Here is a 13244-nt window from a genome sequence, read left to right as displayed (position 1 = left end):
CGCCGTGCGGTGCGAGCATGGTGGCATGGCCGCGCACACCACGAACTACACGAGCACGTTCATCGAGGTGGCGGAGGACTGCCCGACGGACCACGCGCAGGAACCGCCCGCGGGCCCTTCGACGAACTCAGGGACCGTCCCGACGATCGGGGCGCTGCACTACCGGATGATCGCCGAGCACCCGTTCGAGCGGACCTCGGATGACGTCATCTTCGCCACCTGGGCGCTGCGCCGAGGCATCGATCCCGAGGATGGCGAGGCACGGGAGGAGTTCTTCTCGAAGGGGCAGGCCTGCCTGCGCGCGTCTCCGCTGGGCAAGCGCTACGGCTGGGGCGTCCTCAGCGACGCCGAAGGCCGCGTCACCCTGATCCCTCGCGAGTCCGAGGAGTACGCGCGGCTCGCGGCGGATCCGGCGCTCGGCCACACCCGCGCGATGCGGGCGCGGCGCGCCTGATCCGGAAGCCTCCGCGGGCTCATTTCTCCTTCGGGATGAGGATCCAGAGCACGATGTAGACCCACAGCGGCAGTCCCGCGAACACCATCAGGACGATGGCGAGCAGGCGCATGAGGAGGACGGGCCAGCCGAACCTGTGCGCGAGCGCGGCGCAGACGCCGGCGATGACGCGGCCCTTGCGGGGGCGGACGAGGGTGCTCATGCCCCTCATCCTGCCCCCGCGTCCTGGACGGCCGCTGGATCCGGTTCTCGTCACCGGGCCGACGCCGGGGAGACCTCGGCGAGGCCGTCCGGGCTGAGCTCCAGCGTCAGATCCAGATCCAGACGCTGCAGGAACGCGTCGTCGTGGCTCACGACCAGCACGGCGCCGCGGTAGGCGCGGAGCGCCTGCACCACCTGATCCACGGTGTCGAGGTCCAGGTTGTTCGTCGGCTCGTCGAGCACCACGAGGTGCGGCGCCGGATCGGCCAGGAGCAGGGTCGCCAGTGCGACACGGAAGCGCTCCCCGCCGGACAGCGCTCCCACCGGACGGTCCATCGCGGCGCCGCGGATCAGGAAGCGAGCGAGCCGGTTGCGCAGCTCCTTCTCCGGGATCTCGGGAGCGCGCGCCGCGACGTTCTCCACCACGGTCGCGGTCTCATCGAGACCGTCGATGCGCTGCGGCAGGTATCCGATCCGGTCGGTGTGCGGCACCGTTCTCAGCACGGAATCCGCGGATCCGCGGGAATCGACCGTTGCGGGCGTGGTTTCGGCGATCGCTCCTGAATTCGGAACGGAGCCGGGATCCGCGACCGGCACGGTGACCCAGCCGGAACTCGGGCCATCGTCGGCCGCAGCCGTGCCGGCAGCCTCGACGAGCCGTCGCAGCAGCGTGGTCTTGCCCACCCCGTTGCGCCCGATCAGTGCGACCCGCTCGGGCCCCTGGATCGTCCAGGACCTCTCGGCGTCCCCGATCGTCGCGATGCGGCGGCTCCGGGAGACACCGGGATCCGGCAGCTCGATCTTCATGGTGGCGTCGTGGCGGATCCGCTGCCCTGCCGCGTCGAGGGCGTCGCGCGCCGTGCCCTCCTTCTCGGCGACCTCGGTGCGCAGCCTGCCCGCCGAGACCTGTGCGGCCATCTTCCGGCCGTTCGCGACGATCTTCGGCACGCGCTTCTCCTCGAAAGCCTTCTTCGCCATCTGCGATCGGGTCGCGAGCTTCAGCTCCGCCTCGATGCGCTGTCTCTTCTCCTTCTTGAAGGCCTGCTTGGCATCCCGCTCGGCCTGCTTCGCGGACTCCTGCTCGGCATCCAGCCACGTGCGCCACTCGGAGTAGGGGCCCCCGAAGACGCTGAGCTCGCTGCCGTACAGCTCGGCGGTGTCGTCCATGAGCTCCAGCAGCGCGACGTCGTGGCTGACCACCACGAGAGTGCCGCGCCAGGAGCGCACCAGCTCGCCGAGCCGAGCCCGCGCCTCGCGGTCGAGGTTGTTGGTGGGTTCGTCGAGCAGCGTGATCGGCGCTCGACGGGCGCGGATGCCGGCGATCGCGACGAGCACCGCCTCGCCTCCCGAGAGTTCTCCGACGGTGCGGTCGAGGAACGACGGATCCAGGCCCGCCTCGGCCAGCGCCGCCTCGGCGCGGGCCTCGACGTCCCAGTCGTCGCCGACCTCGTCGAAGCGGGCGGGGTCGACGTCGCCCGCGGCGATCGCACGGACCGCGTCGAGCGCTCCGGCCACGCCGAGGAGCTCCGCCACGCGGGCGTGCGTGTCGAGCGTGAGGCGCTGCGGCAGGTACGCCACATCGCCGGTCGCGGTGATGTGGCCGGAGGTCGGGGTCAGGTCGCCCGCGATGAGGCGGAGCAACGTCGACTTGCCGGATCCGTTGCGGCCGACGAGACCGGTGCGGCCTGCGCCGAAGGCGCCGGAGACGGCGTCGAGCGCGGTGGACCCGTCGGGCCAGGCGAAGGTGACGCGGTCGAGCACGACCGCGGAGGTGGGGGTGAGGAATGACATGGGCGGCTCCCTGAAGGTGTTCGGGTGCGCTGATGCCGATCGGTCCTGTGCAGAGGCGAGACGTCGCGAAGAGGACGGATCTCGAGGACCGGAGATGCCTGTGCCGGAACAAGCGAGGGCAGGAAGGAGTGTCGGATCAGCGCGTGGATGGAACGCGGAGGCGACGACTCAGATCAAGGGACTTCCTTACACGGCGGACAGGACCCGGACGACGATACCGGGCGCCCGGGATTCGTGCAACCCGGGCGTGTCGCGGCCGTGGATCCCTCGGCCCTTCGAGTGCGCCCACCCGGGGCCGGACCAGGATCCGTCCCAAGGGGGAGGTCCCGGGCTCGTGCGGCGCCCTAGCCTGGACGCATGGAAGAGCAGCGGCCGGGATCCGGCGAGACGTTGCGCCGGGTGGGCCTCGGCGCCGGCCTCGCGATCGGCATGGGCGTCGGCGTGGGGCTCGGCGCCGGTATGAACAACATGGGCACCGGGATCGCCGTCGGACTCGTGATCGGCGCCGCGGTGATGGTCGCATTCACGTATTCCGGCACGCGCATGCAGCGGGAGGAGCAGCGCCGCAGGGCCGAGGCCGAGGCCGAAGGCGAGTCGGCTCCTGATTCGGCGGGCGCCGGCGATGCCGGCTCGTCCGGCCATGACCCCCGGGAGGACGGGCCCGGTCAGGCGTCGAGCGGATCCTCCGGCACCGGAGCCTGAAGGCTGTCCAGCCAGCCGTCGAGGAAGCGCCGGACGTCGGTCAGCTCCTCCTCCGAGACGCTGTGCGTGAGTCCCGGATACACGCGTCCGGTCAGTTCCGCATGCTCGGGGAGCCACTGCGCGGTGTGCACGATGAGGGCGGGCGGGATCACGTCGTCCCTCGAACCGCGCCCCCAGAAGACCGGGGTGCGGCGCTCGCGCAGTGCGATGTCGCCGGGCAGATCCCCTGGCGCCGCATAGCCGCTCAGGTTCACGACGGCGGCGATCCGCTCGGGATCCTCGCGGGCCGTCTGGAGCGCCACCGAGGCGCCCTGCGAGAAGCCCAGCAGCGCGATCGACGGCGCGTCGGCCGCCTCCGCGTCGAGCCAGCGCAACACGGCCCCGGCGGCGGCGGTCACGGAGGCGGGGTCGCGCCGCTCCAGCTCGTCGATCGGGTACCAGGAGCGCCCCGGCATCGGCCAGGGGGCGCTCAGCGGGGCGGGCAGCGACGCGATGGTCACCCCCTCGGGCAGGAACGGAACGAGCGAGAACAGGTCGCGCTCATCGGATCCGTATCCGTGCAGCAGGACGAGCAACGGGAGCGCCTCGCCCTGTCGCGTCCAGCGCACCCCGGCGCGATCGATCTCCACGGGTTCGGCCATGCCTCCATCCTGCCCCAGGCCGCGGACTTCCCCTCCCCGGATCCGGTCCCGTACTCGGCGCGCATCGCAGACGCTGGTAGAAAGAGACCATGGCGGTACGCACACCCGACCCCGATCCGGCCGACGACGACGGTCTCCCCGACGCGCTGTCCGGCCTGCCCTCCGGTCTCGACGGCCTCGGCGCCTCCGGCGGGGCGAACCCGGGCTGGCTGACCGACTTCGAGCTGGCCCAGGCGCGACGCCGGCTGCCGATGCTCTACGTCGAGGCCGTGCCGGTGCGCACGGACGGATCCGGCGTGGTCACCGACATCGGGATCCTGCTGCGCGCGACGCCCCTGGGCGAGATGACGAGGACGATCGTCTCCGGACGCGTGCGCTACGGCGAGACCGTGCGCGACGCCCTGTTCCGGCACCTGGAGAACGACCTCGGTCCGATGGCCTTCCCGATGCTGCCGCCGTCGCCCGCGCCGTTCACGGTCGCCGAGTACTTCCCGCTCCCCGGCGTGAGCGCGTATCACGACGACCGCCAGCACGCGGTGTCGCTCGCGTTCGTCGTGCCGGTGACCGGCACGTGCGAGCCGCGTCAGGACGCGCTCGAGGTGACCTGGTTCAGCCCCGAGGACGCCGCGAGCGACGCGCTCGCCGCCGAGATGGAGGGCGGCCGCGGCACGCTCATCCGCCAGGCGCTCGCGCACCTCGGCCTGCTGCGCTGAGCCCGGATCCCCGGTCGCGATGCTGACCGTGTCCCACTTCTGGTCCCACCGTGTCCCGAATTCGGCTCCGGATCCGCGGTTTCGGAGCCAAAAGTGGGACACGGCCCAGGGAAGCCCGGACCATGTCCCGAATTCGGCTCCGGATCCGCAGTTCTAGAGCCAAAAGTGGGACACGGCCCAGGCAAGCCCGGACCATGTCCCGAATTCGGCTCCGGATCCGCAGTTCTAGAGGCAAAAGTGGGACACGGCCCAGGCAAGCCCGGACCGTGTCCCGAAGAGTGCTGCGGGGAGACGCGACTCAGCGGCTGGTCTCCTGGGCGACGAGCGCGACCAGCGCGTCGATGTCGGCCTCGGCGGTGTCGAAGCCACACATCCAGCGCACCTCGTTGCGCGCGGCGTCCCAGTCGTAGAACCGGAAGGTCTCGCGCAGGCGGTCGGCGATGCCGTCGGGCAGCGTCGCGAAGACGCCGTTCGACTGCGTCTGCTGGGTGAAGCCCACGCCCTGGATGGATCCGTCGGCGATGCCCGCCTCGAGCGAGGAGCGCAGGCGCTGCGCCATCGCGTTCGCGTGCCGCGCGTTGCGCAGGTACAGGTCGCCCTCGAGGAGCGCGATGAGCTGCGCCGACACGAAGCGCATCTTCGACGCCAGCTGCATGTTGAACTTGCGGGAGTAGACGAGGCCGTCGGCGGCGCCGGGGGTGAGCACGACGATCGCCTCGCCGAGCATGGCGCCGTTCTTGGTGCCGCCGAAGCTCAGCACGTCGACGCCGGCGTCGCGGGTGAAGGCGCGCAGCGGCTGGTCGAGCGCGGCCGCGGCGTTGGCGAGCCGGGCGCCGTCGAGGTGCAGCTTCATGCCGCGGGAGTGCACGTGCTCTGCGAGGGTGCGGATCTCCTCCGCGGTGTAGAGCGTGCCGACCTCGGTGGACTGCGTGATCGAGACGACGAGCGGCTGGGCGCGGTGCTCGTCTCCCCAGCCCCAGGCTTCGCGGTCGACGAGCTCGGGCGTGAGCTTGCCGTCCTCGGTGGGCACGGAGAGGATCTTGAAGCCGCCGACGCGCTCCGGCGCTCCGCCCTCGTCGACGTTGATGTGCGCGGTCGTCGCCGCGATCACCGCGCCCCAGCGGGGGAGCATCGCCTGCAGCCCCGTCACGTTCGCGCCCGTGCCGTTGAAGACGGGGAAGGCCTCGACGCCCTCGCCGAAGTGCTGCCGGAAGACGTCCTGCAGCCGCGCGGTGTAGTGGTCCTCGCCGTACGCGATCTGATGGCCGTCGTTGGCCTCCGCGATCGCCGCGAGCACCTCGGGGTGGATGCCGGAGTAGTTGTCGGATGCGAAGCCGCGCAGGGCCTTGTCGTGCAGAACGGTCACCTGAAGAGTCTATTCCGCGGCGCCCCGCCGGCCGACCGCCCGGCCCCGTCGGCGGCCGGCGTCTGTGCCCGTGGCTGTGCCCGTGGCAGCACGGGTTCCGCATGTCTGAGGCCCGTTCTACTCTCGAACCCATGAAGGGCACCGTCGCCTCACGGGCGTTCGCGAGCGTGCTCATCAACACGCTGATCGCCAACGTGACGACGAGCTTCCTCTGGTTCGCGCTCACCTTCTGGGTCTACCTCGAGACCCGGTCCGTGCTCGCGACCGGCGTCATCGGTGGCGCGTACATGCTCTTCATCGCCTTCTTCTCGATGATCTTCGGAACGATCGTGGACCGTCATCGCAAGCACACGGTCATGGTGCTGTCGAGCGTGGTCTCCGCCGCGGCCTTCCTCGTCGCGGGCGGCCTCTACCTCGCGCGCCCGGAGGCGTCGCTGCTGGATCTGGGCGGTCCGTGGTTCTGGCTGTTCTCGGCGGTGATCCTGTTCGGCGGCGTGATCGAGCAGCTGCGCAGCATCGCCCTCTCCACGACCGTGACCCTGCTCGTCCCCGTGGAGAGGCACGCGAACGCGAACGGCCTCGTCGGTACGGTGCAGGGCCTCGCCTTCCTCGTCACGAGCGTGTTCTCCGGCCTCGCGATCGGATTCCTCGGCATGGGGTGGACCCTCGCGATCGCGATCGCGGCGATGGTCCTCACTCTCGTCCACCTGCTGTTCGTGCGTATTCCCGAGGAGCGGCCGCAGCCGGATCCGGATGCGCCGAGCGCGTTCGACGTCCGCGGCAGCGCGAGAGCCATCCGGCAGGCTCCCGGCCTGTTCGCGCTGATCGTCTTCTCCACGTTCAACAACCTCATCGGCGGCGTCTATCTGGCCCTCATGGACGCCTACGGGCTCACCCTGTTCGATGCGCAGACCTGGGGGTTCGCCCTCGCCTTCTCCTCGACGGGATTCCTCATCGGCGGGGCGTTCGTGGCGAAGTTCGGCCTCGGGCGGAAGCCCATGCGCACCCTGCTCCTGCTCGTGATGGCGATGGGGCTGCTCGGCGCGGTCTTCATGCTGCGGGAGTGGTGGCCGCTGTACGTCGTCGGGCTGTGGGTCTACATGGTCCTCGTGCCTCCGGTCGAAGCGGCGGAGCAGACCGTGATCCAGAAGGTCGTGCCCTTCGCGCGGCAGGGACGGGTCTTCGGGGTCGCGGCGGCGATGGAGGCCGCGGCCGCGCCGATCACCGCCTTCCTCATCGCGCCGCTGGCGGAGTTCCTGATCATCCCGTACATGAACGGCGACGCGGGGCGTAGCCAGTGGGGATGGCTGCTCGGCGATGGCGACGCCCGCGGGATCGCCCTGATCTGCCTGTGGGCGGGGATCATCATGATCGTCGCGGCGGGTCTCGCCTTTTTCACCCGCTCGTACCGCAGGCTCACCGCGCTCTATGCGCAGGCCCCCGAGGGGGGCGTCCCGGTCGAAGAGGCTTCGCCGTCGACGCCGCGCGCGGCGTCTTGACCGGATCCCTGCGGTACGGGAGCATTCGGGAGTGAGCCGCGCAGAGGACGATCCGCAGAGCGACACGATCGAGACGACCCGCCCGCTGCTCTCGGCGGAGCGGTTGAAGGCGTTCGAGGACGCGGTGGTCGCGATCGCCATGACGCTGCTGATCCTGCCGCTGCTGGAGAACGTGTCCGAGTTCGCGCGGGAGCACAAGACCGCCCTGGACTTCGTGCAGACCGAGAACAAGCAGCTGTTCAGCTTCGCACTGAGCTTCATCATCATCGCGGTCTTCTGGATGAACCATCACCGCGTCTTCGACCGGGTCGAGAAGGCGACGAACGCGCTCGTCTGGCTGCAGGTCGGCTGGATGTTCACGATCGTCTGGCTCCCGGTCTCGACCGCCATGGTCGGCGTCATGCCCGACGACGCGACGCAGAAGCTGCTCTACATCGGCGCGCTCCTCGCCTCGTCGCTGCTCATGCTCGGCACCAGGCTCTATCTGCGCCGGCATCCCGAACTGCATCACATCGCCCCGCCATCGCTCCGGCGCGGTCTCATCGCCGAGGTCGTCATGAGCGTCCTGTTCGCGGTCTCGCTCGTCATCGCGGTCCTGGTGCCGAACATCGGCTACGCGGCGATGTTCCTGCTGCTGCTTTCGGGTCCCGCGCAGGCGTTCGTGGCACGCGAGGGCGATGCCCGGCGGAAGCGGACCCGACGCGGCGCGGGGGAGGCGGACGGAACCGTCAGGTCAGATCGATCACCCGGTCGTTGAGCTCCGCGGCGTCGGTGTCCCACAGCTCCACGAGTTGCGCGGCGACCCGGTCGATCGCGTCATCGAGTCCGCGCACGCGGAGCACCACGGCGGCGGCGCGCAGCGGCTGCTCCGCGTCGCGGGCGGCCTTGGCGAAGCCCTGCGCGACGGCGCGGGTCCATGCTTCGCTCGCGGCCTTGACGGCGGCGTAGTTCGCGCCTCCCGCGAGCGGTCGGGCGACCGCGGTCGAAGAGATGATCGCGAACCGGCCCGCTTCCGACGCGCGCAGATCGGCGTCGAACGCGCGGCTCGTCACGCGCACGGCGGTGAAGGCCTGCTCGAGGGCGCGGTAGTCCTCCTCGGTCTGTCCGGCGAGACCGCCGCCGCCGCGCCAGCCGCCGACCAGCGGCACGAGACCGTCGATGTGCTCGCCGTCCTCGGCGAGGCGGGTCGCGAGCGCGGCGACTTCGGATTCGTTCGTGAGGGAGCAGCTCTCCACCCGGATCGAGCCGGAACGGGCGTCGGCCGAGGCGTCGACGGCGGGGTGCGCCGCCGCCGCCGCGAGTGCGTCGAGCTTGCCCCTGTCCCGGCCGACGGCGACGACGCGCGCGCCGGCGCCGATCAGGGCTCGCGCGATCGCGAGGCCGGAGGGGCTCGTGGCCCCGGCGAGAAGTACGGTGCGTCCTGCGACGGTCATCGTGGTTCCTCCATGCTCATCGGATCCGGCTCGTGGTCCGGCCGGGTCGTCGGATCCGGCTCGTGGTTCGGTCGGCTCGTCGGATCCGGCTCGTGGTCCGGCCGGGTCGTCGGATCCGGCTCGTGGTTCGGTCGGCTCGTCGGATCCGGCTCGTGGTTCGGTCGGCTCGTCGGATCCGGCTCGTGGTTCGGTCGGCTCGTCGGATCCGGCTCGTGGTCCGGTCGGCTCGTCGGATCCGGCTCGTGGTCCGGTCGGCTTGTCGGATCCGGCCGTGGATCTGGCGCCATTGTTGCAGCGCCGGCTCCGTTTGGGGCGTGAGCATGCGTTTTGGGGCGCACCTCGCCACGAAATCGTGGCGAGGCGCGCCCCAAAACGGGATGACACGCCCCAAAGCGGCGTGAAGCGCCCCCAGCGCGAGCCTCAGTCGTCGGTGCCGCGGATCCCCACGGTCGATTCGATGACCGGCTTCATCTTCTTGTCCAGCGTCTCGAAGAACATCGAGAGCGGGAACTCGTCGTCCAGCACGGCGTCGGTGTAGCCCTTGGGGGCGCCGGCGAGGATCTCGTCGGACAGGCCTCGGGCCCACTGCGAGGCCGGGTGCGGGGTGAGCGTGCCGCGGACCAGCTCGTATGCGGCGAGCCAGTGGGCGACCTTCGGACGGTCGATCGAGTGCCAGTACAGGTCGTCGATCGCGTCGCCGAGGGCCACCACGGCGTCCGGCACGTTCTCCCAGTCGAAGGCGAGGGCGGTGTCGGTCCAGTGCAGCACGCCGCGCTGGTGCAGCCAGGCGAACAGCAGCTGCCCGCCGACGGCGTCGTAGTTGCGGGTGCGGTTGCCGGTGATCGAGAAGCGGAAGATGCGGTCGAAGATCACCGCGTACTGCACGAGGTGCGCGTAGTCGTGCATCTCCTGCTCGCTCGCGGTGAGCTGCTCGCCCGCCGCGACGCGGGCGTCGAACGCGCGCTCGATCTTCACCGACTCGCGGAACGCGGTCATGTCGCAGCGCATCTCCTCCAGCGAGTAGAGGAAGAACGGCATGCGCTGCTTGATCATGAACGGGTCGAACGGGAGGTCGCCGCGCATGTGCGTGCGGTCGTGGATGATGTCCCACATCACGAACGTCTTCTCCGCGAGCTCCTGGTCGTCGAGCATGGCCGCGGCCCGCTCGGGGAGGTCGAGGTTCGTGATCTCGGACGCGGCGCGCACGACGCGGCGGTAGCGGGCGGCCTCGCGGTCCTGGAAGATCGCGCCCCAGGTGAACGAGGGGATCTCGCGCATCGCGACGGTCTCCGGGAACAGCACCGCCGAGTTCGTGTCGTAGCCGGGGGTGAAGTCGATCAGGCGCAGCGAGACGAACAGCTTGTTGCCGTAGTCGCCGGCCTCCAGATCCGCGATGAACTCCGGCCAGATGGTCTCGACGATGAGCGCCTCGACGAGGCGGTCGCTGGATCCGTTCTGCGTGTACATGGGGAACACGACGAGGTGGCGGATCCCGTCGACGCGGTGCTGCTGCGGCTGGAACGCGACCAGCGAGTCGAGGAAGTCGGGCACGCCGAAGCCCTCGGCGACCCAGCGCTCGAAGTCCTTGACCGAGGCCTCGAGATACTCCGCGTCGTGCGGGAAGGCCGGCGCGAGGGCGCGGATGCCGGCGACGATCGCGGCGACATGGGTGCGGGCGGCTTCGTGGTCGCCCTGGTTCGGGACGGATCCGTCCTTGATCTGCAGCGGACGCAGCGCGATCGCGGCATCCTTGAGGAGAGCCCACGCGGCACTGGTCTCGGCCACGGACGCGTCCTCGACGACCTCGGGTTCGCCGATGAGAGCGTTGCTGGGAGTGGTGATGAGGGACATCGGGACCTCCGATCAGAGATAGTGCAGGAAATATTCCTGCAAATATTCGTGGACTCCGATATTATTTCACGTATGGACGATCCTGTCGATCTCGCGATCCTGGCTGCCATCTCGCAGGACGGGCGGGCCACGCTCGCGCACCTGTCCGAGACCGTGGGGCTGTCGGTGTCGGCCGTGCAGGCCCGGCTGCGCCGCCTCGAATCGCGTGGCGTCATCTCGGGCTACCGGCCCGTGATCGATGCCGAGGCGGTGGGCAAGCCGCTGGCGGCCTTCATCGAGATCACCCCGCTGGATCCCGCCCAGCCCGACAACGCACCCGAGCTGCTCGAGCACCTCGATGCGATCGAGGCGTGCCATTCGATCGCGGGCGACGCGAGCTACATGCTGTTCGCCCGGGTCGCCTCACCGCGTCACCTGGAGCAGCTCGTGCGCGACATCCGGCTCGCCGCGAACGTCAGCACCCGGACGACGGTCGTGCTGCAGACGTTCTACGAGCACCGCCCGGTCGTGCCGACGGCGCGCTGACCCGCCGCGCGGCCTCAGGCGGGGTCGGCGTCGGGCCGGATCCGGATCGTCTCGAGCAGGCTGCCGGACAGTCCCTGCAGGCGGCGCTGCATGGACAGCCCGATGCGCGCGGCCTGCTGCTTCGCGGCGTCGGCGACCGGGCCCCCGTGCAGGCCGTCGACCGTGGCGTTCCACAGCAGCAGCCAGCGATCGAAGTGGTCCGCGGTGAGCGGGTGCTTCGCGTTCACCGCGGCGTGCAGGGCGAGCGCGTTGCGGTGATAGCCGCCGGCCTGAAAGAGCACGCTCTCCCAGAAGTCGCCCATGATCGGCAGGTGGTGGTCGAGATCCATACGGGCGACGTCGGTGAAGATCGTCCCGATCAGCGGATCCTGGAACGCGGTCTCGTAGAAGGTCCGCACCAGCACGAGGATGTCGTCGCGATCGCGGATGTCGGCCATGCCTCCAGGGTAGGCCGCGGCTGCCCATAGGCTGAGGGCGTGACGGACACGGCGATCCAGGGCAGCACGGCGCATGAGATCGCCGACTCGATCCGCGCCCTGATCGGATCCGGCGCGCTCGCGGCTGGCGAGGTGCTGCCCACCGTGCGCGGGCTCGCGGACAGTCTCGGTGTGAACCGCAACACCGTGGCCGCGGCCTATCGGGCGCTCGCCCGTGCCGGCGCCGTGGAGAGCCGTGGGCGCGGCGGAACGGTCGTCGCGGGGCCTGTGCGCACCGAGGAGGAGGGGTTCGCGGCGGAGACGGTGCTGCGCGACCTCGGCAGCGGCAACCCCGACCCAGACCTGCTCCCGCTGCCCGTGCTCGCCGAGGTCGATCTGCGCACCCCGGCGCTCTACGGAGATGCGCTCATCGACGAAGGGCTGCGCAGCTGGGCGACGGGATGGCTGGCCGAGGCGCAGCCGCGTCCCTTCGAGCTCTCGGTGACCTCGGGGGCGGTCGACGCGCTCGAGCGACTCCTCGTCGCCTCGCTCGCGCACGGCGACGTGGTCGGACTCGAGGATCCGTGCTTCCTCTCCAGCATCAACGTGGTCCGCCTCGGCGGGTACCGCCCGGTCGGCATCCCGCTCGACGAGGAGGGCATCACGGTCGCGGGCCTGCGCGCGGCGATCGACGCGGGCGCCCGCACGGTCGTGTGCACCCCCCGAGCGCACAACCCCACCGGGATCAGCCTCACCGCCGAGCGTGCGGCGGACCTGCGCGCGGTGTTCGCCGAGGCGCCGCACGTGCTCATCATCGAAGACGACCACTACTCGCTGCTGTCGCGCCGGCCGTACCATTCCGTGATCCCGGAAGGGCACCCGCGCTGGGCGCTCGTGCGGTCGATGTCGAAGTTCCTCGGGCCGGATCTGCGGCTCGCGCTGCTCGCTTCGGATCCCGACACCGCCGCGCAGCTGCGCACTCGGCTCTCGCCCGGGAAGACCTGGGTCAGCCGGATCCTGCAGCGGGTCGCCGTGGGCATGCTCGACCATCCGGACACTCCCGCCGCCCTCGAGCGCGCGGGTGCGCACTACGCCGAGCGCGGCGACGCCCTGCGGGCCCTGCTGCGCGAGCGCGGCATCACGGTGCGGGGCGACGACGGCCTGAACGTGTGGGTGGAATGCGGCGTCGACGGCCGTGCCGTCTCCGAGGCGATGATGCGCCGCGGCTGGCTGGTGCGCACGGGCGGCGGGTTCCTGCTCGAGGCGGATGAGGCCTCACCGCAGATCCGGCTCACCGCGCACACCCTCGACGACACGGAGTTGCGCACCCTCGCCGACGACCTCCGCGCCGCGATCGCCGACGCCCGACGGCGCTGAGCCGGGATCGCTGAAGCGCGCCGGCGCTGAGCCGGGACGAGCGGGATCCCGGCGGCGGTCAGGCGATCGTCGCGCGTCTGGATCCTGGTGTCTCAGTATTCGGGGGCGTCAGAATGCGGGTGTTTCGGGGTCGGGTTCTGGGGGTGGGTCCGGGTCTTCGACGGTGAAGGTGACGGGTGTGGGTGGTTTGTCGGTGTAGGTGGCGCCGGTGGGGCTGGTCCATTCGAGGATGCCGGCGCCGCGTTGTGTCACTGTCCAGGGGGTTTGGTGTTTGA

The 13244-nt window shown here is 70.6% G+C and carries 15 protein-coding genes; 8 read left to right on the top strand and 7 right to left on the bottom strand.

Annotated elements, in window-relative coordinates:
• Window positions 1-25: 25 nt before the first annotated feature.
• On the top strand, window positions 26-454 hold the full coding sequence (locus tag ACIPY5_RS09930; RefSeq protein ID WP_400969946.1) for a DUF6157 family protein: 429 nt from the start codon (window positions 26-28) through the stop codon (window positions 452-454).
• A 19-nt stretch (window positions 455-473) separates the two neighbouring features.
• Here the strand turns inward: ACIPY5_RS09930 and ACIPY5_RS09925 are convergent, their stop codons facing one another.
• Both ACIPY5_RS09925 and ACIPY5_RS09920 read right to left on the bottom strand, forming a co-directional pair.
• Complete coding sequence (locus ACIPY5_RS09925) at window positions 474-656, bottom strand: PspC domain-containing protein (RefSeq protein ID WP_292720700.1); 183 nt, start codon at window positions 654-656, stop codon at window positions 474-476.
• Between the two features lie 50 nt (window positions 657-706).
• A complete protein-coding gene (locus ACIPY5_RS09920; RefSeq protein ID WP_400969943.1) occupies window positions 707-2446 on the bottom strand; it encodes an ABC-F family ATP-binding cassette domain-containing protein in 1740 nt (579 codons plus the stop codon).
• A gap of 357 nt (window positions 2447-2803) precedes the next feature.
• Here ACIPY5_RS09920 and ACIPY5_RS09915 point away from each other — a divergent pair, with 357 nt between their 5' ends.
• Window positions 2804-3148: a hypothetical protein gene (locus tag ACIPY5_RS09915; RefSeq protein ID WP_400969940.1), complete on the top strand. Its 345-nt coding sequence runs from the start codon at window positions 2804-2806 to the stop codon at window positions 3146-3148.
• Here ACIPY5_RS09915 and ACIPY5_RS09910 read toward each other — a convergent pair.
• Complete coding sequence (locus ACIPY5_RS09910) at window positions 3112-3789, bottom strand: alpha/beta hydrolase (RefSeq protein WP_400969937.1); 678 nt, start codon at window positions 3787-3789, stop codon at window positions 3112-3114. The genes ACIPY5_RS09915 and ACIPY5_RS09910 overlap by 37 nt on opposite strands.
• Before the next feature lie 89 nt (window positions 3790-3878).
• On the opposite strand from ACIPY5_RS09910, the gene ACIPY5_RS09905 reads away from it, so the two are divergent.
• A complete protein-coding gene (locus ACIPY5_RS09905) occupies window positions 3879-4502 on the top strand; it encodes an NUDIX hydrolase family protein (RefSeq protein ID WP_309338862.1) in 624 nt (207 codons plus the stop codon).
• Between the two features lie 298 nt (window positions 4503-4800).
• Here ACIPY5_RS09905 and ACIPY5_RS09900 read toward each other — a convergent pair whose 3' ends face one another.
• Window positions 4801-5868: a threonine aldolase family protein gene (locus ACIPY5_RS09900; RefSeq protein ID WP_400969934.1), complete on the bottom strand. Its 1068-nt coding sequence runs from the start codon at window positions 5866-5868 to the stop codon at window positions 4801-4803.
• A gap of 131 nt (window positions 5869-5999) precedes the next feature.
• On the opposite strand from ACIPY5_RS09900, the gene ACIPY5_RS09895 reads away from it, so the two are divergent.
• Together ACIPY5_RS09895 and ACIPY5_RS09890 are read left to right on the top strand one after the other, a co-directional pair.
• On the top strand, window positions 6000-7367 hold the full coding sequence (locus tag ACIPY5_RS09895; protein WP_400969931.1) for an MFS transporter: 1368 nt from the start codon (window positions 6000-6002) through the stop codon (window positions 7365-7367).
• Window positions 7368-7398: 31 nt separating this feature from the next.
• Entirely contained in the window at window positions 7399-8124 is a 726-nt protein-coding gene (locus tag ACIPY5_RS09890) for a TMEM175 family protein (RefSeq protein WP_400969928.1), read from the top strand.
• Here ACIPY5_RS09890 and ACIPY5_RS09885 read toward each other — a convergent pair.
• Window positions 8096-8800: an SDR family NAD(P)-dependent oxidoreductase gene (locus ACIPY5_RS09885; RefSeq protein ID WP_400969925.1), complete on the bottom strand. Its 705-nt coding sequence runs from the start codon at window positions 8798-8800 to the stop codon at window positions 8096-8098. The genes ACIPY5_RS09890 and ACIPY5_RS09885 overlap by 29 nt on opposite strands.
• Before the next feature lie 12 nt (window positions 8801-8812).
• Here ACIPY5_RS09885 and ACIPY5_RS09880 point away from each other — a divergent pair, with 12 nt between their 5' ends.
• A complete protein-coding gene (locus ACIPY5_RS09880; protein ID WP_400969922.1) occupies window positions 8813-9118 on the top strand; it encodes a hypothetical protein in 306 nt (101 codons plus the stop codon).
• Window positions 9119-9220: 102 nt separating this feature from the next.
• Here the strand turns inward: ACIPY5_RS09880 and ACIPY5_RS09875 are convergent, their stop codons facing one another.
• Window positions 9221-10651, bottom strand: a complete 1431-nt coding sequence (locus ACIPY5_RS09875; RefSeq protein ID WP_309356983.1) for a DUF6421 family protein — start codon at window positions 10649-10651, stop codon at window positions 9221-9223.
• A gap of 72 nt (window positions 10652-10723) precedes the next feature.
• Here ACIPY5_RS09875 and ACIPY5_RS09870 point away from each other — a divergent pair, with 72 nt between their 5' ends.
• On the top strand, window positions 10724-11176 hold the full coding sequence (locus ACIPY5_RS09870) for an Lrp/AsnC family transcriptional regulator (RefSeq protein WP_292722285.1): 453 nt from the start codon (window positions 10724-10726) through the stop codon (window positions 11174-11176).
• A gap of 14 nt (window positions 11177-11190) precedes the next feature.
• Here ACIPY5_RS09870 and ACIPY5_RS09865 read toward each other — a convergent pair whose 3' ends face one another.
• On the bottom strand, window positions 11191-11613 hold the full coding sequence (locus ACIPY5_RS09865) for a group III truncated hemoglobin (RefSeq protein WP_400969917.1): 423 nt from the start codon (window positions 11611-11613) through the stop codon (window positions 11191-11193).
• A 39-nt stretch (window positions 11614-11652) separates the two neighbouring features.
• Between ACIPY5_RS09865 and ACIPY5_RS09860 the strand changes: the two genes are divergently transcribed.
• Window positions 11653-12969, top strand: a complete 1317-nt coding sequence (locus tag ACIPY5_RS09860) for an aminotransferase class I/II-fold pyridoxal phosphate-dependent enzyme (protein WP_400969915.1) — start codon at window positions 11653-11655, stop codon at window positions 12967-12969.
• Window positions 12970-13244 lie beyond the last annotated feature (275 nt).

Origin of the sequence: Microbacterium sp. NPDC089698, from assembly GCF_044749045.1 — a bacterium.
Classification (GTDB): Bacteria; Actinomycetota; Actinomycetes; order Actinomycetales; family Microbacteriaceae; genus Microbacterium.
The sequence above is the reverse complement of the archived record's forward strand: the minus strand, read 5'-3'. Positions and strand labels throughout refer to the sequence as shown.